The 22,879-nt window shown below is 64.6% G+C and carries 21 protein-coding genes and 1 pseudogene; 10 read left to right on the top strand and 12 right to left on the bottom strand.

The window, feature by feature from the left end; genetic code table 11:
• The first annotated feature begins 48 nt into the window (after window positions 1–48).
• The 5 genes from FHT09_RS10580 (at window position 49) to FHT09_RS10560 (ending at window position 7,828) form a co-directional block, all read left to right on the top strand.
• Window positions 49–882 carry an oxidoreductase gene (locus FHT09_RS10580; RefSeq protein WP_104607551.1) on the top strand — a complete coding sequence of 278 codons (834 nt, stop codon included), beginning with the start codon at window positions 49–51 and terminating at the stop codon, window positions 880–882.
• Window positions 883–1,571: 689 nt separating this feature from the next.
• Window positions 1,572–2,144, top strand: a complete 573-nt coding sequence (locus FHT09_RS10575) for an RNA polymerase sigma factor (protein ID WP_230608465.1) — start codon at window positions 1,572–1,574, stop codon at window positions 2,142–2,144.
• A gap of 94 nt (window positions 2,145–2,238) precedes the next feature.
• Entirely contained in the window at window positions 2,239–2,562 is a 324-nt protein-coding gene (locus FHT09_RS10570; RefSeq protein ID WP_104607553.1) for a DUF4880 domain-containing protein, read from the top strand.
• Between the two features lie 673 nt (window positions 2,563–3,235).
• Entirely contained in the window at window positions 3,236–5,683 is a 2,448-nt protein-coding gene (locus FHT09_RS10565) for a TonB-dependent receptor (protein WP_184416940.1), read from the top strand.
• Between the two features lie 69 nt (window positions 5,684–5,752).
• Window positions 5,753–7,828: an Atxe2 family lasso peptide isopeptidase gene (locus tag FHT09_RS10560; RefSeq protein ID WP_258077238.1), complete on the top strand. Its 2,076-nt coding sequence runs from the start codon at window positions 5,753–5,755 to the stop codon at window positions 7,826–7,828.
• Between the two features lie 61 nt (window positions 7,829–7,889).
• On the opposite strand, the gene FHT09_RS10555 is transcribed toward FHT09_RS10560, so the two are convergent.
• The 7 genes from FHT09_RS10555 to FHT09_RS10525 all read right to left on the bottom strand — a co-directional run bounded on the left by FHT09_RS10555 (window position 7,890) and on the right by FHT09_RS10525 (window position 14,668).
• Window positions 7,890–9,623 (bottom strand): lasso peptide isopeptide bond-forming cyclase, encoded by a 1,734-nt coding sequence (locus FHT09_RS10555; RefSeq protein WP_104606568.1) that lies wholly within the window; start codon window positions 9,621–9,623, stop codon window positions 7,890–7,892.
• Window positions 9,623–10,297 carry a lasso peptide biosynthesis B2 protein gene (locus FHT09_RS10550; protein WP_104606581.1) on the bottom strand — a complete coding sequence of 225 codons (675 nt, stop codon included), beginning with the start codon at window positions 10,295–10,297 and terminating at the stop codon, window positions 9,623–9,625. The genes FHT09_RS10555 and FHT09_RS10550 overlap by 1 nt, the downstream gene beginning before the upstream one ends.
• A gap of 110 nt (window positions 10,298–10,407) precedes the next feature.
• Window positions 10,408–10,554 carry a benenodin family lasso peptide gene (locus tag FHT09_RS10545; protein WP_006452333.1) on the bottom strand — a complete coding sequence of 49 codons (147 nt, stop codon included), beginning with the start codon at window positions 10,552–10,554 and terminating at the stop codon, window positions 10,408–10,410.
• Between the two features lie 48 nt (window positions 10,555–10,602).
• On the bottom strand, window positions 10,603–10,743 hold the full coding sequence (locus FHT09_RS10540) for a lasso peptide xanthomonin 1 (RefSeq protein ID WP_104538648.1): 141 nt from the start codon (window positions 10,741–10,743) through the stop codon (window positions 10,603–10,605).
• Between the two features lie 246 nt (window positions 10,744–10,989).
• Window positions 10,990–11,631 carry a GntR family transcriptional regulator gene (locus FHT09_RS10535; RefSeq protein ID WP_181141358.1) on the bottom strand — a complete coding sequence of 214 codons (642 nt, stop codon included), beginning with the start codon at window positions 11,629–11,631 and terminating at the stop codon, window positions 10,990–10,992.
• A gap of 290 nt (window positions 11,632–11,921) precedes the next feature.
• Entirely contained in the window at window positions 11,922–12,947 is a 1,026-nt protein-coding gene (locus FHT09_RS10530; RefSeq protein ID WP_104606567.1) for an alpha/beta hydrolase, read from the bottom strand.
• Between the two features lie 134 nt (window positions 12,948–13,081).
• The gene (locus FHT09_RS10525; protein WP_104606566.1) at window positions 13,082–14,668 is read right to left on the bottom strand and encodes an SDR family oxidoreductase; all 1,587 of its coding nucleotides are present in this window, start codon (window positions 14,666–14,668) and stop codon (window positions 13,082–13,084) included.
• A gap of 419 nt (window positions 14,669–15,087) precedes the next feature.
• Here FHT09_RS10525 and FHT09_RS10520 point away from each other — a divergent pair, with 419 nt between their 5' ends.
• A complete protein-coding gene (locus tag FHT09_RS10520; RefSeq protein WP_104606579.1) occupies window positions 15,088–15,867 on the top strand; it encodes an SPFH domain-containing protein in 780 nt (259 codons plus the stop codon).
• Between the two features lie 213 nt (window positions 15,868–16,080).
• Here FHT09_RS10520 and FHT09_RS10515 read toward each other — a convergent pair whose 3' ends face one another.
• Entirely contained in the window at window positions 16,081–16,680 is a 600-nt protein-coding gene (locus FHT09_RS10515) for a TetR/AcrR family transcriptional regulator (RefSeq protein ID WP_104606565.1), read from the bottom strand.
• The gene (locus FHT09_RS10510) at window positions 16,677–17,294 is read right to left on the bottom strand and encodes an NAD(P)H-dependent oxidoreductase (protein ID WP_104606564.1); all 618 of its coding nucleotides are present in this window, start codon (window positions 17,292–17,294) and stop codon (window positions 16,677–16,679) included. Before FHT09_RS10510 ends, FHT09_RS10515 begins: the two co-directional genes overlap by 4 nt.
• 224 nt (window positions 17,295–17,518) lie before the next feature.
• On the opposite strand from FHT09_RS10510, the gene FHT09_RS10505 reads away from it, so the two are divergent.
• Together FHT09_RS10505 and FHT09_RS10500 are read left to right on the top strand one after the other, a co-directional pair.
• Window positions 17,519–18,493: a glutathione S-transferase family protein gene (locus tag FHT09_RS10505; RefSeq protein ID WP_104606563.1), complete on the top strand. Its 975-nt coding sequence runs from the start codon at window positions 17,519–17,521 to the stop codon at window positions 18,491–18,493.
• A 79-nt stretch (window positions 18,494–18,572) separates the two neighbouring features.
• Complete coding sequence (locus FHT09_RS10500; RefSeq protein WP_104606562.1) at window positions 18,573–18,968, top strand: VOC family protein; 396 nt, start codon at window positions 18,573–18,575, stop codon at window positions 18,966–18,968.
• A 142-nt stretch (window positions 18,969–19,110) separates the two neighbouring features.
• Here FHT09_RS10500 and FHT09_RS10495 read toward each other — a convergent pair whose 3' ends face one another.
• The 3 genes and pseudogenes from FHT09_RS10495 to FHT09_RS10485 all read right to left on the bottom strand — a co-directional run bounded on the left by FHT09_RS10495 (window position 19,111) and on the right by FHT09_RS10485 (window position 20,598).
• Window positions 19,111–19,572, bottom strand: coding sequence for a membrane protein (locus FHT09_RS10495; protein ID WP_024937826.1), 462 nt, complete (start codon window positions 19,570–19,572; stop codon window positions 19,111–19,113).
• A 216-nt stretch (window positions 19,573–19,788) separates the two neighbouring features.
• A pseudogene (locus tag FHT09_RS10490) lies at window positions 19,789–19,929 on the bottom strand (alpha/beta hydrolase); the annotation flags it as partial.
• Window positions 19,930–19,974: 45 nt separating this feature from the next.
• Complete coding sequence (locus FHT09_RS10485; protein ID WP_146096539.1) at window positions 19,975–20,598, bottom strand: YiiX/YebB-like N1pC/P60 family cysteine hydrolase; 624 nt, start codon at window positions 20,596–20,598, stop codon at window positions 19,975–19,977.
• 149 nt (window positions 20,599–20,747) lie between these two features.
• Between FHT09_RS10485 and FHT09_RS10480 the strand changes: the two genes are divergently transcribed.
• Window positions 20,748–21,083 carry a DUF3817 domain-containing protein gene (locus tag FHT09_RS10480; RefSeq protein ID WP_026064749.1) on the top strand — a complete coding sequence of 112 codons (336 nt, stop codon included), beginning with the start codon at window positions 20,748–20,750 and terminating at the stop codon, window positions 21,081–21,083.
• 480 nt (window positions 21,084–21,563) lie between these two features.
• Window positions 21,564–22,739, top strand: coding sequence for an HBL/NHE enterotoxin family protein (locus FHT09_RS10475; protein ID WP_104606561.1), 1,176 nt, complete (start codon window positions 21,564–21,566; stop codon window positions 22,737–22,739).
• Window positions 22,740–22,879: the final 140 nt, after the last annotated feature.

Below are 22,879 nucleotides of genomic sequence, written 5' to 3'. Positions count from 1 at the left end.
GGCAATGGGGGCGGATTATGCATTCCAAGACCAACCAACGGAGCACCCATGGGCAACCCGAAGACCCTCCTCATCACCGGTGTCAGTAGCGGTTTGGGCCGTGCCCTGGCCCGGCAAGCCGTCGCCCAGGGCCACGTGGTCATCGGTACCGTTCGCAACGCGGCGGCGAAACGCGTCTTTGAAGACCTCGTTCCCGGGAAGGTTCATGGCCGCCTCCTCGACGTCACCGACTTCGCCGCCATCGACGGCGTCATCGCCGAAGTGGAGGAGAATGTCGGCCCGGTCGACGTCCTCGTAAACAACGCGGGCTACGGCCACGAAGGTATCATGGAGGAGTCGCCTCTCGAGGAGATGCGCCGCCAGTTCGATGTCAACGTATTCGGCGCCGTCGCCATGATGAAGGCCGTGCTGCCGTACATGCGCCAGCGCCGCCGCGGCCACATCCTCAACATCACCTCGATGGGCGGCCACATCACCATGCCCGGCATCGGATACTACTGCGGCAGCAAATTCGCGCTGGAAGGCATCTCCGAGACGCTGGGCAAGGAAGTTGGTCCGCTAGGCATCGCGGTGACAGCGGTGGCGCCGGGTTCGTTTCGCACCGACTGGGCGGGGCGCTCGATGCAGCGCGCGCCGCGATCCATCGCGGATTACGACGCCATCTTTGATCCCATCCGCCAGGCCCGTGAGGAGAAGAGTGGCAAGCAGCTAGGCGACCCGGTGAAGGCAGCACGCGCGATGCTGAAGGTGATTGCCGCGGAAAATCCGCCGGCGCATTTGCTTCTGGGGAGCGATGCGTTGACGCTGGTGCGAGCCAAGCTGGCTGCGTTCGCAGCGTCCATCGCCGATTGGGAAAAGGTAACCATTTCAACCGACGGCTGAAGATGCGTCTCTGGTGCAGCGCGCTTGCTAGCGAAGGGGGGAGCGCGATGAGTCTTAACGCGAGCACCGATCGGCGCCCCTACAACACGGGGTAGCGGGGTGGCAATGGAACAGGTGGTTCAGTTCGTGAAGGGCAATGAACACCGATCCCGCGCTTCTGGCCCGTTTACCAAAGGATGGAGTGAGGGCTTTGGTGTTGATGAAACCAGACTTGGCGGACGATGCGTCGTACGAGTGCCGAACGACGTCGGTAGCAATCTGCCTTGTTGCTTACAAACCTCGCACCTGGATCGTGTCCGCCACGTCGGATCTCGCGCCAACTGGAAGAACGGATGACCCGTATCTGGAAAGGGAAAGCATATGGTGATTTCTGACGGCGAATCGGTCATGCAGTATCGCCGGTGCAAGTGACAGGGTTGAGGTGTGCAGCACGTGCGTGTTGATGTGGACGGAGGCTGACTGACGCGCAAAACGTAGGGGGTTAGCATCGCTTGCCGTCATAGAGGAAGAGGTGGGGCTGCGGTTCGGGGTGCGGTTCCCACCACCCACTCTCCCTCTTTCGGCTGCACTGCTCATGTTCAGATCCACTTGCATGACCCTCGCGCGCGCGTTGCGCTGGTGCGTCGTGTCGCAAGATGCGTGGGGGAGTTGGTGGGCAGCGGCACTTGGCCGAAGGCGCGGCGACCACGATGAGCTCGCGTGACGGGCCGCCCGTGGTGCGCGGCCAGCCGTCGCTCGCCGAAAGGGACCGTCTCCGTGCCGAGTTCGACCAGGCATTGGCCGCATTGCATGCCGAGCTGTTGGTCTACCTGCGCCGCCGTACGCGCGATGCCGAGACTGCGGCAGACCTGGCGCAGGAGACCTTCTCGCGGATGATGGTGTACCGCGATGCCCCCAACATCGGCGACCGCAGGCTGCTGATGTACCGCATCGCGCACAACCTGGTGATCGAGCTGCGGCGCTCGCGTCAGCGGCGGCTGGCGGCGCTGCACGTGTCGCTGGACCAGGTTGCGCCGATCCGCGCCGACGAGGCCGGCGTGGACGAAATCGCCGATGCGCGCCAGACGCTCGATGTGCTGCTCAAGCGCACCTTGCTCGAACTGCCGCCGAAGTGCCGGCTTGCGTTCAAGCTCAGCCGGTTCGACGGGCTCACCTATCCGCAGATCGCCGCGACGATGGGGATTTCCACCAAGATGGTGGAGAAGCACATCAGCCGTGCGCTACTGGCGTGCCGTGCGGCCGTGGGGAAATTGCCGCAGTAACCGGGCTGCAAGGCTGCTGGCTGGCGCCGCCGGAAGATGCTGGTAGCATCGTGTACGAGGGCGCAGGCAGACGGCCCGTCGGGAGTAACCAGCCATGCGTGCAGAGTCCGGGCGCATCCACGCGCAGGCGGCCGCCTATCTCGTTCGACGCGGCAGCGAGACTGCTGCCGAGCGCGCTGCGCGTGAGGCATGGCTGGCTGCCGATCCGCGCCACCGTGTGGCCTACCAGCAGTTACTCGACGTGGACGAACACGCGTCGGCAGTGCTGGATGATCCCGAGTTGCAGGCCGCTACTGCACGCGATCTGGAACTGCTGACGTCGCGCTCCGGCCGGCGTCAGCGCTGGCCCTGGCTGGTGCTGGCAGCGATGCTGGTTGCCGCAGTTGGCTATGCGGTGCATCACCTGCTGAGGCAGTAGCGCGCACTCCGCACGCCGCACTGCGTGTTGCATAGACCGTTGGATGTGCGCGCTGTTGCAGCGCTGCCTGCATGTTGCAGACATCGTTGGTAGGGCATTGCGCTTGTGCAACGTCACTTGTTGTCGGGGGACGCAATGGCGATGGTGCCGCGCCCAGGACGCGAAGGATGCACATGCAAGCACGACGGGCAGTATCGGGGAGCAGTGCCGGTTTGGATCATGCACGCAGCAGACTGGCATTGGCGGTTGTCTCGCTGGTGTCGCTGCACAACCTTGGGGCACAGCAACGCACGGCCACGCAAGGCGTGCAAACCCCTGCAGGTCACGTCGATGCGCAGCGCGGTGATGCGCTTGTGCCCGTGGCCACGGCAAGGCGCGCACGGGTGATGGCGATGCGGGTGTAGCGCGTCGGACGCGTAGCAGGGGGTAGGAGCAGGGCGACCGCGGACACAGCGATGACGTGTCGGACCCGGATGGGTACCGAGCCACTTTGCGTGCGCGATGGTTGCCAGAAAATCAAACAGTTAGCGATACTGGTCACTGCCTGCCGCGTTGCGGTGCCCGCGTTTCAGCAGTCGGGTGCAGGACCGATCTTGCTCAGCTGGCGATGCGCGCCGGGTCACCCCGGCGTGCGTCGTCGGCGGGCCAACCCAGGCAAGCCAAAGGACGCAGCATGAAGACACGCACGTTACGTAACGCCATTTCCCTCGCCCTGCTAGCCGCGGCGAGCGGGGCGGCAGGTGCGGTGGGGGCACAGGCCGCGACAGCGCAGGTGGCGACGCAACCTCCTGCAGCGGCGCAGAAAACGCCGGCAGCCGTAGCACCGAACGCCGGCGAGCCGCCCAGGCCCGGCTCGCCGGAGGCTGCGATTGCGGCGGGCCCGCCGGCGCCAACCGCCACGACCGAGTTGGAGTCCATCGAAGTCACCGGCACGCGCATCAAGGGCGGTGCCGTTCCGTCGCCGGTGATTTCGATCAGCGCGGCGCGTATCCAGGAAGAGGATTTCAGCGATCTGGGCGAGGTAATCCGCAGCGTGCCGCAGAACTTTTCCGGCGGGCAGAACCCGGGCGTGCTGAGCGGCAATCTGGCCGGGGCCGGCAATGCGAACCAAAACATGACCGGCGGCGCGAGCCTCAACCTGCGCGGGCTGGGCGCCGATGCCACGCTCACCCTGCTCAATGGGCGCCGGCTGGCCTATGGTGGATTCACCCAGGCGGTGGACCTCGGCGCGATCCCGGTGGAGGCAGTGGAGCGGCTGGAGATCGTGGCCGACGGTGCGTCGGCAATCTATGGGTCGGACGCGGTGGGTGGCGTCGGTAATGTGATCCTCAAGCGCGACTACGACGGGGTGAGCGTTGGCACGCGCTTCGGGCGGGCCACGCAAGGCGGCCTCACCTCTCGGCAATACAGCGTTACGGCAGGCACCACCTGGCGCAGTGGTGGAGTGATCGCGACCTATCAGGACGTCTCCGCAGACCCCATCTACAGCCGTCAGCGTGGTTACACCGCACAGCTGGTGGACCCGTCCACGCTGTATCCGGGCAGCGACCTGCGCAGCGGGCTGCTGAGTGCCTACCAGGCGCTGGGCGACAACGCCGAATTGCGCCTGGATGCGTTACGCACTGAACGCGACCAACTGCACTTTTACGCTGTCAGTGGCCGCAACAGCCGGGTCACTCCGACCACCGCCAGCCTGCTGCTGTCGCCAAGCCTTGCGGTGTGGTTGCCCAACGACTGGACGCTGACATTGGGCGCCACCGACGGCAACAGCAAGCACGATCAATACCGCCAGGAAACGGCGCTGGCCAGCGGTGCGGTGAGCGTGACCGACCTGTGCTACTGCAACGACAGCCGCAGTTACGAGCTGGGCGCCGAAGGGCCGCTGTTCGCGCTGCCGGCAGGCGATGCGCGCCTGGCCACCGGGGTGGGGTATCGCAGCAACACGTTCCGTAACGTCGACCACGTCAGTGGCGTGGAGACGATCGACGGCAGCGAAAGCGCGCGCTTCGCCTATGCGGAGCTGAACCTGCCGGTGGTGGGCCCGGCGCAGGGCGTGCCTGGTGTGCAGCGGCTGACGCTGACAGCGGCGGTACGCGGGGAGGACTACAGCAGCTTCGGCGGGGTGACAACGCCCAAGTTCGGTGTGCTGTATGCGCCTGGCAGCGATGTGACGCTCAAGGCCTCGTGGGGCAAGTCGTTCAAGGCGCCGACGCTGTTCGAGCGCAACTACGCGCAGGAGGTGTGGCTGTTCCAGCCGGGCGCGTTCGGCGGGGTGGGCTTTCCTGCCGGCACGACGGTGCTGGTGGCCGATGGCGGCAACCAGGATCTGCAGCCGGAGCGCGCCATCACCCGCTCGGTCTCGCTGGCCTGGCACCCCGAGGCGCTGGATGGCCTGGAGGCGGAGCTGACCTGGTTCGGGGTGGACTACAGCAACCGTGTGCTGCAGCCGATCGCCAATGCCAGCCAGGCCTTGCGCAACCCGATCTACGCGCCCTTCGTGGACCGCACGCCGACGCCGCAGGCGCAGGCCGATGTGATCGCGCTCGCCAGCCGGTTCTCCAACTTTGCCGGCGTCGCCTACGACCCGAGCCGGGTGGCGGCAATCATCTACACGCAGTACGCCAACGTGGCGCAGCAGGACATCGAGGGTCTGGACCTGAGCGGTAGCTACCAGGTGGCGTTGGCGCGCGGCACGCTGACCCTGCGCGGCTCGGCGAGCTGGCTGGACAGCACGCAGCAGACATTGCCCACGCAACCGGCGTTCGATCTGGCCGGCACGCTGTTCAACCCGCCCAAGCTGAGCAGCCGCGTGGGTGCGGTGTGGAAGCAGGGCGGGCTCACTGCCTCGCTGTTCGGCAACTACCGCGGCGGGGTGCGCAACCGCGCCGATGGGGTGGAGTCGGCGTCATTCACCACATTCGATATCGCGTTGCGCTACGCCACCGGCACACGCCGCGGTGCGTGGGCCGGGCTGGAGTTCGGCGCGTCGGTGGACAACGTCTTCGATCGCGATCCGCCGTTGTATCGGGTGACCTCGCCACTGTACGTGGCGCCGTACGACTCCACCAACTATTCGGCGATTGGCCGCTTCGTGAGCGTGTCGGTGTCCAAGCACTGGTGATGCGTCGGCTGGCTGCTGCAGCCGCTGTACTGGCGATGGGCCTTAAGCGTTGCCGAGAGGAGTGTGTGCGTGAGGAATCACAAACCATGGCGCCTGCTGCTTGCAGGCGTGCTGATGGCGGCCGGTGCGTGCGTGGGCCACGCGCAAACGGTGTCGCCCCAACGATTGCTGGAAGTGGTGGATATCGGTAGCCCCACGCTGTCACCGGATGGCCGCAGTGTGGCCTTTCGCACCGAGCAGGCAGCGGTGCAGCGCAACACCTACGACAGCGTCTGGTATGTGCAGGGCCTGCAGGACGCTGCGCCCAGACGCGTCGCCGATGGTGGCATGCCGTTGCGCGATTCGGCTGGCGGGTCCTTGCCTGCAAAGGTGCTGTGGTCGCCGGATGGCCGCTGGCTGTACTACCGCGCATTGATCGATGGCGTGATCGCGGTGTGGCGCGCGGCAGCGGACGGTTCCGGCGCGCAAGCGGTGACCCACGATGCGGCGGACGTGCAGGAGTTTTCGCTGGACGCGGATGGGCGGGTGCTGCGTTACCGCGTCGGTGCCACGCGCGCACAGGTGATGGCGGCCGAACAGGACGAGTATGCGCAGGGCATCCGGATCGACGAGACGGTGCCGCTCGGGCAAGGCCTGTTCCGCTCGGGCAATGTGCAAGGACGCCTGGCGACGCAGCGCTTCGGCACGGTGTGGTTCGATCGCACCGGGTTGTCGGCGGATGTGCCGGAGCACTGGCTGGCGCTGGACCTGGCCACGGCAACCACGCGGCCACTCGCCGCTGCGCCGGTGCCCGCGGAAGAGTCGCCCATCAGTACGCACGGTGTCGACGGTGACGTGTGGCAGTCCGTGCGTGCGCCCGGTGGGGCGGTGGCGGTGCTGTCGCGTGTGGGCGATGGCAACGGCCAGCTATTCCGTCCACAGGTGGCGCTGTCAGTCGTGCCCGGCGCACATGCGCGCAAGGCCGTGCGCTGCACGGCGGCGGCCTGCGTGGGCAAGGCAATCAGTGCAGTGCAGTGGCGCCCGGGGAGTGCGGAGGTGCTTTTCACCATCACCGATCCTGCATTGGGCCTGGCGCAATCCATTCAGCGCTGGAATCCGGCCACCGGGCAGGTGCGGTTGGTGGTGCAGGGGCGCGGTTTGATCAACGGCGGCCGTGACCCGGCGGCACGCTGCGGTGCCTCGGCCGTTGCGCTGGTGTGCGTGACAGCCGAAGCCGATCGCCCGCCGCGTCTGGAACGTCTCGGCCTGGACGATGGCGCGCGGCAGGTGCTGTTCGATCCCAACGCGGAGCTTGCAGCGGACATGGCGCGTGCAACGCCTGCGCGGTTGTTGCAGTGGAGCGATGCACGCGGGCGGCGATACAGCGGCCAGTTCTTCGCGGCACACGGTACCGGCGCGGGCAAGCTGCCGTTGTTCGTCACCTACTACAGCTGCCCGGGCTTCGTGCGCGGTGGCGTGGGCGATGAGTGGCCGCTGGCCACTTTGGCGCAAGTAGGCATCGCAGCGTTGTGCATCAATCAGCTGCCCGGCTACACCATGGATGCGGTGGAACGGCACGGCGAAGGGCTGGCGGCGGTGGAAAGCGCGGTGGCGTTGTTGTCGTCGCAGGCCGGCATCGACCGCACGCGGGTGGGCATGGGCGGGCTGAGCTTCGGCGGTGCGGTGACCTTGTGGACGGCCACCGAGTCGAACCTGCTGGCGGCCGCTTCGGTGGCCAACCCGGTGGTGTCGCCGTCGTATTACCTGTTCGGCAGCATGAAGGGCGAGCCCTTCCTCAAGGGGCTGCGCGACATGTGGGGCCTGGGTGCACCGGAGCAGACGCCCGCGCGCTGGAAGGCGCTGTCGCCGGCGTTCAAGCTGGAGCGGATTCGTGCGCCCATCCTGTTCCAGCATTCCGAGCAGGAGTATCTGTACGCACTGGATTACCTGATTCCCCTGCTGCGTGCGCAACGCGCCGAGTTGTACGTGTTTGCGAACGAACCGCACCAGAAGTTCCAGCCGCAGCACAAGTTGGCCGTGTATGCGCGCAACGTCGATTGGTTCCGCTTCTGGTTGCAGGACTACCAGGACGCTGCGCCGGAAAAGGCCGCGCAGTACGCGCGCTGGCGCGCAATCAAGGCGGCACTGCCGGCGCGTGGCCACTAGTGTGCGTGGTGCAGATGACGCATGGCACACGTCGGCACGCATCTACGTAGCGCAGACAACGTCAGCGCTGATGACGGACCCAGTTTTCGGCCGCACACAGCTCGAAGATGCGCATGACGCTGTGGTCGCCGTCGGCCAAGGTGTGGTCGAAATGGTGGCGCAGGGCATCGGCGTCCAGCAGCCCCTTGGCTGCAAGCCGACCCTGCAGCAGATAATCGCGGATCTGCTGCCTGCCCTGACGATAGACCGCGCCGGAGTAGTTCATGAAGGTGCCTTTGCTGCGGCGATGCAGGATCTGTGTAGGCAGCACATCAGCAAACGCATCGCGTGCGACGGCGCGATTGCGGCCGCCAGCGATCCACATCCAGCTCGGCACTGTCAGGCAGGCTTCCACCACCGGTTGCGACAGCAGCGGCATACGCAGGTGCCACGACGCACTGCGCGCCAGCCCATCGCGGAACACCTGGGTACCGGCCAGATCGACGATACGTTCGCGGTCACCGGGCAGGCTGTCGGGCGGGGCATCGAACCAGGGATGCGATTGCAATGGAACCGCAGCCTGCGTGTTTGGCAGAAACGAGCGCTCCGGCTTGCGCGGCGGCCCGGCCTTGGCGAGGAGTTTCTTGATCGTCAACCTGCCTGCTTTCCAGAGCGTGCACTGGTGCAGTTCGGCAAGCGCATGGAGTGCGCTGAAGCCGGCGCGCAGGCCGCCTGCACGGAAGGCATCTGCAGCGGGTGCGGCGGTTCTGGTGTTGCAGAACACGGTGTCGCCGCCGCCGCCGGAAAAGAAACTGGTGATGGCCAGCTGCGTGCCGACCGCTTCTTTCAGCGCATTGGAGGCATGCTGCAGAAACCAGGTACTGGGCGCTACTGCATGTGCCGGCGGTGCGAAATCGACCGGTGCAGCGTCGAGTCCCAAGGTGCGCACGATCAGCTCGGTGCCCAACAGATCGCTCATCTGCCGGGCATAGTGCCGCTCGTCGGCGCCAGGCACCGGCGTGACCAGATTGCAGCATGCCACGCGCGCGGTGGTGTCTTTCAGGCATGCGGCGAGGATGGAAGAGTCCAGGCCGCCAGACAGTTCCAGCAGCACGGACGCATCGGTTCGCGCCCAACACGTGACGCTGGAGGCTACTGCCTGACGCACCTGCGCCTGTGCGTCGAGTGGGTCGTGCCGGCGCTGAGTTGCTGCGACGAAATCCCAGGGGTTCCAGACTTGCTCGACACTGCTGCGGTTGGACTGCAGACACAGCTGGCTGCCCGGCAGCAATTCGCGCACGCCGACAAGCCCGGTGCGCTCGGTCTTGAGATGCGGGTAGTGCAGATGATGGGCGATGGAGTCCCAGTCGATCTCACGCGCGTACACACCCGCATGCGTGGCGATCGAGATATCCGAAGTGATGAAGCCATGCGGCAGCGCGTAGACGCATGCCACGCCGCCGGAAGGCTCGCGCATGACGGTGACGGTGTCCGGATCCGCGTGCGGTGCATGCAACAGCAGGTACTCGCCCCAGTGCGTATCGATCAGGTGCCGCGTGCGCTGTGCTGCGGACAACGCATGCAGCGATGCACCGTCCACCAAGCGGGCGTTGTCGCGCTGCGAAAAGACATGGCCGATCAGTGCGCCACCACCAGGGATGGCAAGCACGGGCGTGTCGTCCGATGCATACAGATCGATGTGCCCAGCGCGTTGCCGTAGGTGTAAGCCGATCTGTCGCAGCGACGCATCGACACCGGCGCGATCGCCATCGCGGTGTGCCTGCGCATGGTTGAGCAAGGCGATGTAGCGGTACATCACACCACCCGGATGGGGGTGTGCGCGTGGACGTTGCCGACCGTGTCGTTCAAGACCAGATCGCCTGTCTGTACCCAGCAATGGGCCGAAAACGGATCGAGCGCGACCCCGAACACAACCTGGGCGTCGAGCTGGCGCCTGTGCAGGAATCTTGCCAATGCGACCGAATCGAGCAGGCAGCGCATCTCCACCGGCACCCACACGCGGGAGCGCCGGAAGACGGCTGCCGCATCGGTGAGTCGTTGCTCGAGTCCGGCAAGCGAGCATTGCTGCATCCCCCGACGCTGTGCTCCAGCGGAGAGGCTGCCAAGTACCCTGCCAAGCGGGGTGCGCTTCAATGCCAGACGTGTGGACAACACAAGTGCCAGCACTTCGAGCGTTTCAAACAGCTGTGGTCGCCGCGCTGGTATGGGCATTTCCATCGCGCTACGCGCAACAGGCCTGACGGGAAGCTGCGGGCCGGCGGTCGCTTGCGACCGCTCCACCAGCAGGCCCCGTTCGACAAGGTCGTTGATCTGCAGGTCAGGCACCGGGTCTTGCGCCAGGTAGGCGAGCAGGGCGTGCTCCAGTGCCTGGGGCAGACGGAAGTAGCGGTCGTTGCCGACATCGAGAAACACCAGGCGCTGGCCAATGCGGCAGAACGATAGGTCGTCGCGCAATGTGTAGCGGTGCATGGCGCTGTCCTTGAGAGAGAAGGGGCGCACCGTTGCAGTGCGCCCCGTGGCCTGGGAAGTTGCCCGTCGGCATGTACAGCCCAGCGGCGACTGCCGCGCATTGGCAATGCCTAGTCCTGGCTGATGCCCAGCGTGGTGATGCCACCCATTTCTTCGCCTGCCAATGGCCCGCCCTGTGTGTCCAGGCTTGCGACGCCGAGCACGATGAGATCCTGATCCAACGCCGTGGTACGAGCGTCGTTGTTGCTGGTATCCATGGTCTCTACTCCTGGTGGGAGAGGCGTGCACATAGGCACGCCCCGGGTTCACTCTTCGGAAATGCCAGGCACATTGAAGCCGCCGATCTCTTCGCCAGCCAGCGGGCCGCCTTTGGTATCGGTGCTGGCGACGCCAAGCACCGTGATCTCGCTGGACGCATCGCTGTAGGTGGTGTCATTGATGTTCATCGCTGTCTCCTGGTTGCGTCATGGGGATCCATGACGCAGACAAGGTAAAAAGCGGTCTTATTGATTTTCAAATGATTAAGTCGTAACACCGTCATAATTAAATGCACTGTGTGACCGCCATCGAAGATGGCTGTAGAAACCTGGCCGGTGGCATCGCATCGCGCCGTTCATGCCACATCAGGCGCACGTTACCGGCAGTGCGCCAGCGCAGCATGCAGATCCTGCCAGGCCTTGCGCTGGCGACAGTCAGTCGCCGGGCCGATAAGCCTGATTGATGCGCTCATTCATCACCGCCACGATGCGCGGCACGGCCTGGATGCGGCGCGCGTGATAGGCGTGTAGCGCTATGCGTAGCGCGGCGAGGTCGCGCTGCTGCCAGTGCAGCGTGAGCTCTGCCAGTTCTTCTTCGAGGGAGTCGAGCAGGCCATGTTTGGCACGTCGCACCGGTGCCAGCCGGTCGTTGGCCTGCCTGACGGCACGATGCAGCGACCAATGCGCAGTGGCGTGGGCAATGGCGTCGAAGAGCTTCCAGGTTTGCTTGACCACGTCCGCAGGCGCGGTGGTGGGTTCCAACTGGCCGGGGGCATGCGGCGTCGATGCAACGCCGATATCGCAGGCCATCCGCAACAGGCGGTCCATCCAGTCGTAAAGATCCCGCAGCGCGACCTCGGTGAGCAGCGGTACCTGCAAGCCAAAGCGTGCGTGATCGATGACCAGGCCTTCGCCGACCAGGCGATACAGGGCAAAGCGCACCGGCGTGGGGCTGATCTTGAACTCGGTAGCCAGCTTTGCCGGGTCGATGCGCTGCCCGGGCGGATACTGCCCGGATTGCAGTGCGCGCCTGACCTGCGCATAGGCAACTGCACGTTTGGAGTGGATTTCAGTCATGACGAACTCCTTGTCTGGCCGCGACGCCTCCCTGGCTGGATCGTACAAGCAAAGGCTGCGGCAGGAGTTGCTGCGGTAGTCCTTTTTAGTCCCAGGCTTGTCACATCGTGCCGTGTACGAGGCAGGCTTCGAGCCGACACCTGTCCCGACAGTAATAGTTTTAATAACGTACAAATTGAGACTAGAAAAAACCCAAGGGCCGCCTGGTATGCCAGGCGGCCCTCGTCTTTGTACGTTATCTGTCCCTGCTATTGCGGGGCATAACGGTCGTGCCAAACAGTGTGCCCTGCTTAGCGAAACGACTCGCGTAGCCGCTTGCCTGCGTACTCCTGCGCTGCCTTCGCCTTGGCAACCACTGCTGCACAGCCGAAGAACTCGTGCGTCACGCCGGTGTAGACCTCGCGCTCGACCGGTACGTTGGCCTCCTTGAGGGCGTCTTCCAGCTTGGCGCCGTCGCTGCGCAGCGGGTCGATGGTGGCGTTGATGATTGTCACCGGTGCCAGGCCGCGCAGGTTGGCATTGACCAGGTCCAGACGCGTATCCGCCTTGTCGGCGTCGCTGCGGATCAGGTGCCCCACGAACCATTCGATCATGGCCTTGTTCAGGGGCTTGGCGATGGCGTTTTCGATGTAGGACTCGGTGTGCAGGCTGCCGGTCTGCCCGACCGGGTAGACCGCCAGGATATGCGTCGGTGCCTGCAGCCCCTTGTCGCGCGCGGCCACGGCCGTGGCGATGGCGAGGTTGCCGCCGGCGCTCTCGCCTGCGAGTGCGATGTGCTGCGGGTTGCCGCCGATGCTTGCCGCGTTTGCCAGCACCCATTCGTAGGCGGCGAGCGCGTCGTCCCAGGCGGCGGGGAACTTGTGTTCGGGCGCCTGGCGATAGTCGACCGAGACCACGATGGCGCCGGTTTCCTTGGCCAGCCCGCGCGCGCCGCCGTCATAGACCTCGGCATTGGCAATCACCCAGCCACCGCCGTGGAAATAGACGATGACCGGCAGTGCGGTACCGCCCTGCGGGGTATAGACGAAGGCCGGGAGATTGCCGGCGGGCGTTTCCAGGGTGTGTGAGGTGCGCTTGACGCCGGGCACCAGCACTTCCGGGTCGGCGGACTTGCCTTGGTCATGCAGGAGCTTCTTGACCGCATCGGCGATGGTCGGCTGCTGCCGGGCTTCGGCTGGCGTCAGCTTTTCGATGGCCTTGGGTTCGAGCGCATCGTGCGCCTGGGCCAGGTCGTGCATGTCGTCATCGGTACGGATGGCGCCGATGACATTGGAGATGGTGTCGATGATCGGATTGGGCTTGCCGTGCTCTGTCATGTGTGCGCCTCGGTTGATTGACCCCGACGCTAGCGGTGGCACAGTCAATGGGGCGACAAGGGAGCTCGGCCATTCTGCACATGGCGGCAACATTTGCGGCAGACGCCGGTACAGGCGCCTGCCGCTGAAAGCCCTTACCAATCCGTCGGCGCATAATCCTTGAGGAACTGTCCCCACACATGCTCGCCGGTGTTGGCGCCGTGGATGATCGGGTCGACGATGCGCGCGGCGCCGTCGACGATGTCCAGCGGCGGGTGGAAGCGTTCCTGCTGGACCTTGAGCGCGGCGATGTCGGCCGGATCCTCGTCGGTGACCCAGCCGGTGTCGACGCTGTTCATGTGGATGCCGTCGTTCTGGTAATCGGCCGCCGAGGTGCGCGTCATCATGTTCAACGCGGCCTTGGCCATGTTGGTATGCGGATGCCGCGTGGTCTTGAAGTTGCGGTAGAACTGCCCTTCCATCGCCGAGACGTTGACGATGTGCTTGTCGCGCTCGGGCGTGCGCAGCATCAGCGGCTTCAGCCGCGCGTTGATGATGAAGGGCGCGATGGCGTTGACCAGCTGGGTCTCCAGCAGCTCCACCGAGGGCACTTCGTCCAGCAGCAGGCGCCAGGAGTTGCGCCCGCGCAGATCCACCTGCTGCAGGTCCTGGTCCAGCCGTCCTTCCGGGAACAGGTGCTGCTGGCCGACCAGCTCGTCGTCCAGCAGCGCCACCTGCGACAGCTCGGCGGCGCGGGTGAGGCCGTCGGCGCCGTCCAGGCCGCGGCCATGCACCGCCGGCAGCGCCATCGCCGAGGCATCGCGCAGCGGTTCGGGCGTGCGCAGGCCTTCGTAATGGCCGACCAGGTTGCGCACGGTGTCCGGCAACTCGTGCAGCGCGGCGGTTTCGCCGGCCATCATGTGCGCGTAGAACTGCGGCGGGCGGCGCACGGTCTGGCAGGCGTTGTTGATGATGAAGTCCAGGCGGTCGCGGGTGGCCAGCAGCTGGCTGCAGAACGCTTCCACGCTGGGGGTGTGGCGCAGATCCAGGCCGAACACCTGCAGGCGATGGCCCCATTGGCCGAAGTCCGGCTCCTGCGCATAGCGCGCGGCCGAATCGCGCGGGAAACGTGTGGTGACGATCAGTTCCGCACCGGCGCGCAGCAGCTTCAGGCCGGCCTGATAGCCGATCTTGACCCGTCCGCCGGTCAGCAGCGCCACGCGTCCGCGCAGGTCGGCGGTTTCGGTGCGCTTGAAGAAATTGAGCTCGGCGCAGGCCGGGCACATCTGGTCGTAGAAGTGATGCAGCTGGGTGAACTTCTGCTTGCACACGTAGCAGTGGCGCAACTCCGGCGAATGCGTGGGCTCCGGTGCGGCAGTGGCGTTGTGGCCGTTGTGCGCGTCGTGCAGGCCGGCGGCATGTGGCGGGAAGAAGTTCGGCGTGCTGAACACCGGTTTGCGCCGAAGTGCGCGGATGCCGCGCTGCTCGAGCAGCGCCTCGGCCTTGCGCACCTTCTCCTGGTGCCGCTCGCGCTCGCGCTGCTTGAGCAACTGTCGCCGCGCCTTCGGCTCGGGGTGATAGACCCTGGCCACCACCTGGTGCAGCCGCACGCGGTCGGCCTCGGGCAGCGTGTCGAGCACGCTGCGGTCGGCCTCGATGGCCTCCAGCAGGTCCAGCGCCGCGCGCAGGCGGTCGGTCAGGGGCAGGTCGTCGGCGGGCAGGGGCGGGGCGTTGGTGTTCAAGATGGATCCGGAAAAGAGCGGCAGAAGGCGAAGCGCATGCAGCGGGCGGCGCGGTGGACACGATGGATGGCGGCCAGCGGCCGCGCTGGCCAGGACCGCTGCCGCCGCAGGCCGGAGCGTCCGGACCGCGGCTATTTTCGCCGATCCTTGGGTGCGCGCGCCAATGACAGGGCTGGACAGGTTGCGGCGGTGAGGGCGTCGCTGCTGCGGATGCAGCCAATTGCCGCGCAGGGCGTGCGCCAGGTTCAGCTCTCAGCACACGGCTGGAAGATCTGTGTGCACGTGTTTGCATGCAGCGGCGTGTTGCCGCCCGTCATGCGGGAGGCCGGGGTGCGATCGCATCCAGGATTGGATAATCTTCCCCACACACGGAAGGGCATCATGCCCGTCCATTCAAGGGGACCTTGATGAAGAATTCCATGCTGGCTTTCGGGCTGGCCGGCTTGCTCTGTGCGTGTACGGTGGTCTCGCCCGATCCGGGGCAACAGGCCGTGCTGGTGGATAAACCGCTGTTCTTCGGCAAGGGGGGCATCCGCCTGGACGATGTGCGGGATCCCGGGCGCACGTACACCTGGTTGACCACCTCTGCGTCGTATGTGGATGTCACCCCGCAAACCGTGCAGGTGGCCTTCGACGATTTCTCCTCCAGCGACAATATCCTGTTGGACTTCTCGACCCAGATCCAGTACCGGATCACCGCCCCGGCCTTGCTGCTGTCCGGGTTTGGGCAGGACTGGTTCAAGAACAATGTCGCCAGCCAGTACGCCTCAATCGTGCGCGATCAGGTCAAGCGCTACGACATGACCAAGATGATGAGCGACCCGGATACCGCCAGGAAGATCGACGAGTCGGTCACCCAGAACGTCAGCACGCTGGTCAAGCAACAAGGCTTGCCGATCCAGATCCAGAACATCACGCTCGGCCGCGCGCGCCCCAATCCGGACGTGTTGCAGCAGATGAACCTCACCGCTGCGCAGCAACAGCGTGTCAAGACGCTGGTCGAGGCGACGACCGCAGAGCGGCAACGCGAGCAGGAACAGGTTGCCAAGGCCGATGCCGACAATGCATACCGCAATCGCATGGGCCTGACGCCCGAGCAGTACCTGGCCAGCCAGATCGCCGAACTCACTGCCGATGCCTGCAAGAAGGCGCAGGCCTGCTACATGGTGCCTTCCGGCACGTCGGTGATTGCCAAGTAGCGTGTGTCGCCAAATTTCGGCAAGGCAACATGTGTTGCCTTGCCGTTGCATGTCTTGGGCTTCAACAGCCAGTGGTCATTGCGTTCGCTTCGGTCAGCCGAAGATAGCTCTGGGACGTTGCAATGCGTCGCGCGTTCTGGAATGACACGCAGGTCAGTCCAGCTGTCCAATGATGGCTCAAGTGACCGGCAACTTCCTTGTTGCCTTGCCGGGTTAACCGTTTCGCTCGACCATGCCCAGAATGATCGCCTGCAGTTCGTGCTGCGCCTGCGCTTCGCTGAGATCGCCGGCAACGGCTGCGTCGGAGAGTGCGTCGGCAGCGCCGAGCATGGCCCATAGGCTGGCGGGCGAAATGCCGGATGATGCGCAAAAAGGCGCCAGCAGCGCTGCGCACTTTGCGATGAAGGCGTGTTGGTATTGTTTCTTGACGGCGGCCAGTTCCGGGGAGCCGGTGAGGGCAGCGACGACGCCGGAGATCTCGCGTCCCTGGGTCAGCACGCAGTTGACGTAGCTGGTGGCGATCACGCGGGCCTTGTCCTGCAGGGTCGCCGCAGCGGCCTCGACGGCGGCGTCGAAGATTGCCGTCTGGCGCGCGTCGTAATCCTGGTAAAGCGCGGCCAACAGCCCGTTGCGGGTACCGAAGTGGTCGTACACCACCGGCTTGGTCACGCCGGCCGCGTCGGCCAGCCTGCCCAGCGTCAGGGCATCGGTGCCTTCCTCGCCGATCAGTTGCCATGCCTTGGCCAGAAGCTGACGCGTGCGTTCTTCCCTGGGCAGTCGGCGACGTGGCGATACATCGGGCGGTGGACTCATCGAGACTCTGGGGCGCTTGGGCGGTGGTCGGCAAACAGCTTACGGCCAATCGCCCACGCGGTCTCCAGATGCGCTGCCGGAAAGCCAGGATCGGAGGCAAGCAGAAACTGCGCTGTTGCGACCGGTGCGCCGCAGTAATCGAAGATGCCGTGGGCGATCTGCGTCTGCATGGCCTGGTCGTAGCCATGGCGAGCGAAGGTACCTGCGTCCGCACCGCCCACAGCCACCAGGTGGATCTGCAGGCGCTGTAGTTTTTTCACCACGTTGCCGTTTTCCGATTCTGCATAGGCCCAGCCGTTGGTGAACACACGGTCGATCCAGCCTTTGAGCAAAGCAGGAAACGACCACCAATAAATCGGGTAGACCAACACCAGGGCGTCGGCCCGATCGAGCCGCGTGTGTTCGGCGGCGACGTCTGCCGGTGCCGGCGCCTTTTTCTGGAACAAGGCGATGTCCGCTGCGGTGAAGCGCGGGTCGAACCCTTCCGCCGCCAGATCGGCAATCTCGACCGAGTGCCCGGCCTGCGCGGTGGCGAGCCCATCGGCGAGGCGGGCGACGACCGCGTGGGTCAATGATTGGGTGTCCGGGTGTGCAACGACGATCAGGGTGTGCATGGATTGGTCCGGTGGGATTTAATTACCATTAGTAACCTACCTTTAGTATATTGTCGACCTTGGCAAAATTTCGCCCTGCGTTGTGGGCCGATCTGCGTCTGTTGCTCATAGGGGCGTGCAGGCCCACTGCAACGCTGTGTTTGCCGATGAAACGCCCGACCATCGCGCTGCCTCCAAATCGTCTGCGTTACGGTGATCCTTCAACGTTGCAGAAGGAGAGCTAAATGGGCCTATTGGTCGATGGCAAGTGGCAGGACAGTTGGTACGACACCGACAAGAGCGGTGGGCGTTTCGAGCGCTCGCAATCGCAGTTCCGCAACTGGGTGACGCGCGACGGTAGCCCCGGCCCGCACGGGGAGGGTGGCTTCCAGGCCGCTCCCGGGCGCTATCACCTGTATGTGTCGCTGGCCTGCCCGTGGGCGCATCGCACGCTGATCTTCCGGCGCCTGAAAGGTCTGGAGTCGATGATCGACGTGTCGGTGGTGCACTGGCTGATGGGCAAGCAGGGCTGGACGTTTGCGCCAGGGCCGGGCGTGGTGGGCGATGCGCTCCACCAGGCGCAGCATCTGTATGAGGTCTATCTGAAGGCGGATCCGCAGTATTCCGGGCGTGTGACCGTGCCGGTGCTATGGGATCGCGAGCGCAACACGGTGGTCAGCAACGAGTCGGCCGACATCATCCGCATGTTCAATAGCGCCTTCGATGCGGTCGGCGCTGCGCCCGGCGACTTCTATCCGGCGCCGCTGCGCGAGCAGATCGATGCGATCAATGCGCGCGTGTACGACACCGTCAACAATGGCGTGTACAAGGCAGGCTTTGCCACCACGCAGGCTGCGTACGAAGAGGCGGTGGTGCCGCTATTCGAGAGCCTGGATTGGCTCGATGCGCGCCTTGGCCAGCAGCGCTACCTGTGCGGTGACCGGCTCACCGAAGCGGACTGGCGCCTGTTCACCACGCTGGTGCGTTTCGACGCGGTGTATGTCGGCCATTTCAAGTGCAACCTGCGGCGCATTGCCGACTATCCGCAGTTGTCCGGCTACCTGCGTGAGCTGTATCAGATGCCGGGTATCGCAGACACGGTGAATTTCCAGCACATCAAGCACCATTACTACCAGAGTCACGACATGATCAATCCCACCGGCATCGTACCGCTGGGGCCGGTGCTGGATCTGCAGGCGCCGCATGGGCGTGGCGGCTGATGCAGCTATTCGCCGAATGCTGCCGGATACCCACGCGCTGCCCTAAGCTGTGCGCCTTCGATACGGACAGGAGTGATGCGTGCTGAATCATGTGATGGTGGGATCGAACAATATTGCGCGATCCAGGCAGTTCTACGATGCGGTGCTCGGCGGCGTCCTGGGTGCCGCCGAACCCCTGGTCAATCCTGCCAACTCGGGCCATGTGCGCCTGTTCTATCGCCATGCCGGCAGCACTTTCGTTGTCAGCGAGCCGATCGACGATGCGCCCGCGACCAGCGGCAACGGCGCCACTGTGGGCTTCAGCTGCGGCTCGCCCGAGCAGGTGCAGGCCTTCCACGACACTGCGGTGGCGGCAGGTGGCATGTCCATCGAAGATCCGCCGGGCGTGCGTGAAAGCCGCATGGGGCCGGTCTGGCTGGCCTACGTGCGCGACCCGGACGGCAACAAGCTCTGCGCGATCTACCGGCCTACGTAGGCTGTGAGACTTGCGCCGCTGCGACTGCCGCAGCGCGACCGCGCACCGGGTTATCGCTTCGCTATGGCGACGGTGGAACAGCCGTCGCCATAGCACGCCCTGTGGTTGCGGTGGGCGACAGGCTTAGGTGAGGGACGTCGCGCTAGTGCTTGGCCGCATCGCGCATGATCAACGTCGCCGCGCCTACCGTGATCGCATCCTCGACCACGCCGGTACTGGTCTGGCCGTAGCGGTCGATCGCACGCATGCGCAGGTTGAAGGTGAGATAGGCGGCCGCCACTGCGGTGGACGCGCCCAGCAGTGCGGCGACGCCGCGCTGATGGCGGGGAGCCAGGGCCGCGCCGACGATCACGCCGGTGGCGATGCGCGCAATCATGCCGGGCAGCACGATGCGGTCGGGCGCGGTTTTCATCTTGTCGCCTGCCAGCTCGCCGCCGGCAAGCGCGAGCATGCCGGCCGACGCCAGCGGATTGGCCAGCAGCGGCGGTGCGCCGTTGTCGGCAGGAAGCTTGCCGGTACGCGCAGCATTGGTGACCGCCGCCAGCGGCGTCATCGAGCGCATGCCGGCGACGGCGCCCATCAGGATGGAATGAATCAAAGCCATGTACACCTCTGCATGTGCTCAACAATCGCAGGCGGAATGCGCTGCGTGCGGCACGCTGTATGGATGTGCACACACTAGGACGGTGCATGTATGGGCATTGGCAAGAGCTTGTGCATGCCGTGCATTGGCGGCGCCCGCACGGCACTGGATGTGCTTGCGATGCGCTGCCGGGAATGTATCGGCTTGCGCCGCGCAACCAGGCGCGCGGCATTGCACTCAGGGAGCCTTGGTGCTCAACAGGAACTTCAGCCCATGGGTGATGCCGCGCGGTGCGACACTCAGGTGATCTTCGTCGTTGAGCACCTCCAGCTCCAGCTGCAGCGACGGATACTGTGCCGCGCGCAGCGTCTGCACTAGCTTACTGGCGAAGCAGGCGCCTGTTGTTGCCGGCATTCCCGCGCATCAATTCAAACGGCCGACATACGCCAGCACCGGAGCGGCCGCCATATCGTTCGGGTTGGTGCCGGGCAGGCCTTGCGGCACGTCCATGCCCCTGCTGCGGTAAAAGTCGGTCCAGTACTGCGAGATCTTGCCGGTCTGCAGGTTCTTGAAGTTCATCGGTTGCAGGGCGAAGACGTGCCGTGCGCGGAACGCGCGTTCGATGAAGTCCGAGCAGTAGTAGCTGTTGTCGTCCTGCACGTAGGTCTGGTTGTAAGGCTTGCCGAGCATGCGCCGTGCCTGCGCGATGGCGCCGGGGATCGCATTGCGCTGTTCTTCCGTCAGCCGGTACACATGGATCTGCCGATGCTTGGCGTTGGCTTCTTCGACGAATGCCTGCAGCGGCTGCTGCCGCGAGCCTTGTTCGTCTGCGTGCAGCAGCACCTGTCCGGTAGCGTCATGGGCGAGCAGTGCCACATGATCGAAGCTGGGGGCATCCTGCCTGGCGGTGGCATCGTCGATGGCGCCGCTCAGGCCGGTGCGGGCGGCGGTGACGAACAGCAAGTCGCCGTCCTGCAGCTGTACGGCGATGGAGGTGGTGGGCAGTAGCGCCAGTGCAAGCACGGCGAGCAAGAAGAGGGTGCGCATGGGAGGCCGGCAGGTGGTGCAAGGGCCACCATTATCGCTAGGAACGCGGGCCGGCTGCTGATGCGCGATGTGCTCTGTAGAATGCAACTGCCAGCGGGCGTCGCCGCCGCCATCGCGTCGCGGCAATCCCTGTCCGTCTGGAGTGTTGCATGCGTGCTTCTTCTGCGTTGTCGCCGATCGGCCGGCTGTTTGCCGTGGCCGCCTTTATCGAAGGGCTGACCTGGGCCGGGTTGTTGCTCGGCATGTTGCTCAAGTACGGCACGCACACCACCGAGCTTGTGGTGTGGCTGTTCGGGCGGCTGCATGGCGCGGCCTTCCTGTTCTATGTGGCGGTCAGCGTGCTTGCCGCACTGCGCCTGCGCTGGCCGTGGTGGGCGTGGGCGCTGAGCCTGCTGGCCGCGTTGCCGCCGCTGGTGACGGTGCCGCTGGAAATGTGGTTCCGGCGTATCGGTTTGTTGGGTGTGCCGACGCGAACTGCCGGCTGACCGCGTCGGGGTGAACCCCGATGCAGCGTGATCGCCATTGCAGTGGAAGTGATCGACCAGCGCATCCGCTGTTCATGGACGTCCCTGGCGATCGGCGTGGTAGAGCCTGCACCTGCCGGACGATGTGCCGGCTGAGACAAATCGACGGGTCGGTGCACATCCGTTAGGGGATGCTGGGTTCTCGGGCACTCGGTGCTTTCGCAGATAGCACGGCAAAGTTCTTGAGAGCATCGATCACCGGTGCTGTCCCGTTGTGCCAGCAAACCGGCAGTCGCTGTGTGAATGGCAAGCGTTGATGGAGCGTCCAACGCGTCCGGGCTCGGGCATCGGTGGTCGCAATCCGGCATGGACCCAAGGCGAACGGATCCATTGGACCACACGCAGGTGACGTAAACAGAACGTCTGGATCCGAGAACCAGCGGTCCGGATCTGGCGGTGACATTCCTCGATTCATTGGTTGACAGCATCAGGAGACGATCCATGCAAGCGCAGAAGAAGCCGTTTTTTCCCTTTGCTCTGAGTTCGGCCCCGCAGGTGACCAGCATCGCGAGTGCGATCGGTACCTCGCGTGTATTGGCTGCCGTCTCCAACGATCCCTTGCCCATCGATCAGCAACTTGCAAACGCATTCAATGCCAATAATGCGGTCATGGCCTATGTCTTGGGCATCGGCAATACGCAGTTGCCGACGATCTCGCCTTCGCCCACGTGGTACAGCACGTTCCAGACAGCGTTCAGCGATGCACAGATTCACGCCAATGGCTGGTATCCGATTGCGACCAATCTCGTCAGTATCCCCAACTCGATTGCGGGCTATGGCATTTCCTTCAATGTCAGCATGTCCACCATCAATTCCCTGGTGGCGGTGCTGCAGAACGATCCGACCAATGCCGCTGCGATTGCTGCGCTGAAGTCTCAGTTCGGCAGCATGATCTCCCAAATCACGTCTTATACGCAGAGCGCGGTGAATGTCCAGCAGTCCATCACTACATTCAGCAATAACCTGACCTCCGATGCGGCAGTGCTGGCGCAGGCAGTCGTTGACTCGACCAAGGAGCAGGAGGTGGATCAGGCCAAGATCGCTGCGTTCAAGGCCGATATCGCGTCGCTGCAGTCGGAAATCAGCCATTGGCAAACCGTCGAGACGGCATCTGCGATTGCCGCAGGTGTCGCCTTCTTTACTGGTGCGGTGATTGCAATTTTCTCGTTCGGGATCGGCTTGGCATTCGGGATCGTCGCCGCAGCAGCGCTGATCACAACAATGGTCATCGCATCGAACAAGATTCAGGCGTTGAAGAGCCAGGTAGAGGCTGATAACAGCAATATGAACGCTGTGACCCAGCAGGCGGCGAGCCTGGCGGTGCTGAATGACCAGGTCAATGGATTGATCGCGCTTTCGCAAGCGGCCAGCACGCAGATTTCCCTGGTGTTGCAGGTCTGGGAAGAGCTTGAGTCCGAGTTGAATGCCGTGGTGACGGACTTGACCAACTGCAACGGAAACGTCACCAATTTGAACCTGCCGCAGCTTCAGTCCAATCTGAATTCCGCCAACCAGGATTGGCAGACCTTGGTGGGACTGTGCAATACAATCGCCTCGATCAAGTACAACCAGGCAACGCCCGCCACCGCGACGATTCCCGACCCTGCCACTGCCTGACGATCGGCATTGCATGGTTGGATGAGGTGGCTGCATTGCCGAGCCACGTGCATCGGGTCGCCATGGACTGGTGAGCATGTGGCCGGGCTGGCGGAGGTGTGTGGATGTCCACACGCTTCCGTCAGCCCGCCATCTGAAGC

It is taken from the genome of Xanthomonas sp. CFBP 8152 (assembly GCF_014199025.1).
Taxonomy (GTDB): Bacteria; Pseudomonadota; Gammaproteobacteria; order Xanthomonadales; family Xanthomonadaceae; genus Xanthomonas; species Xanthomonas arboricola_B.
The sequence above is the reverse complement of the archived record's forward strand: the minus strand, read 5'-3'. Positions and strand labels throughout refer to the sequence as shown.

What these genes read in the sequence shown, in the direction of transcription:
- FHT09_RS10580 (WP_104607551.1), top strand. Translation starts at nt 49, where the DNA reads ATGGGCAACCCGAAGACCCTCCTCATCACCGGTGTCAGTAGCGGTTTG.
- FHT09_RS10575 (WP_230608465.1), top strand. Translation starts at nt 1,572, where the DNA reads ATGAGCTCGCGTGACGGGCCGCCCGTGGTGCGCGGCCAGCCGTCGCTC.
- FHT09_RS10570 (WP_104607553.1), top strand. Translation starts at nt 2,239, where the DNA reads ATGCGTGCAGAGTCCGGGCGCATCCACGCGCAGGCGGCCGCCTATCTC.
- FHT09_RS10565 (WP_184416940.1), top strand. Translation starts at nt 3,236, where the DNA reads ATGAAGACACGCACGTTACGTAACGCCATTTCCCTCGCCCTGCTAGCC.
- FHT09_RS10555 (WP_104606568.1), bottom strand. Translation starts at nt 9,623, where the DNA reads ATGTACCGCTACATCGCCTTGCTCAACCATGCGCAGGCACACCGCGAT.
- FHT09_RS10550 (WP_104606581.1), bottom strand. Translation starts at nt 10,297, where the DNA reads ATGCACCGCTACACATTGCGCGACGACCTATCGTTCTGCCGCATTGGC.
- FHT09_RS10545 (WP_006452333.1), bottom strand. Translation starts at nt 10,554, where the DNA reads ATGGATACCAGCAACAACGACGCTCGTACCACGGCGTTGGATCAGGAT.
- FHT09_RS10540 (WP_104538648.1), bottom strand. Translation starts at nt 10,743, where the DNA reads ATGAACATCAATGACACCACCTACAGCGATGCGTCCAGCGAGATCACG.
- FHT09_RS10535 (WP_181141358.1), bottom strand. Translation starts at nt 11,631, where the DNA reads ATGACTGAAATCCACTCCAAACGTGCAGTTGCCTATGCGCAGGTCAGG.
- FHT09_RS10530 (WP_104606567.1), bottom strand. Translation starts at nt 12,947, where the DNA reads ATGACAGAGCACGGCAAGCCCAATCCGATCATCGACACCATCTCCAAT.
- FHT09_RS10520 (WP_104606579.1), top strand. Translation starts at nt 15,088, where the DNA reads ATGCTGGCTTTCGGGCTGGCCGGCTTGCTCTGTGCGTGTACGGTGGTC.
- FHT09_RS10515 (WP_104606565.1), bottom strand. Translation starts at nt 16,680, where the DNA reads ATGAGTCCACCGCCCGATGTATCGCCACGTCGCCGACTGCCCAGGGAA.
- FHT09_RS10510 (WP_104606564.1), bottom strand. Translation starts at nt 17,294, where the DNA reads ATGCACACCCTGATCGTCGTTGCACACCCGGACACCCAATCATTGACC.
- FHT09_RS10505 (WP_104606563.1), top strand. Translation starts at nt 17,519, where the DNA reads ATGGGCCTATTGGTCGATGGCAAGTGGCAGGACAGTTGGTACGACACC.
- FHT09_RS10495 (WP_024937826.1), bottom strand. Translation starts at nt 19,572, where the DNA reads ATGGCTTTGATTCATTCCATCCTGATGGGCGCCGTCGCCGGCATGCGC.
- FHT09_RS10485 (WP_146096539.1), bottom strand. Translation starts at nt 20,598, where the DNA reads ATGCGCACCCTCTTCTTGCTCGCCGTGCTTGCACTGGCGCTACTGCCC.
- FHT09_RS10480 (WP_026064749.1), top strand. Translation starts at nt 20,748, where the DNA reads ATGCGTGCTTCTTCTGCGTTGTCGCCGATCGGCCGGCTGTTTGCCGTG.
- FHT09_RS10475 (WP_104606561.1), top strand. Translation starts at nt 21,564, where the DNA reads ATGCAAGCGCAGAAGAAGCCGTTTTTTCCCTTTGCTCTGAGTTCGGCC.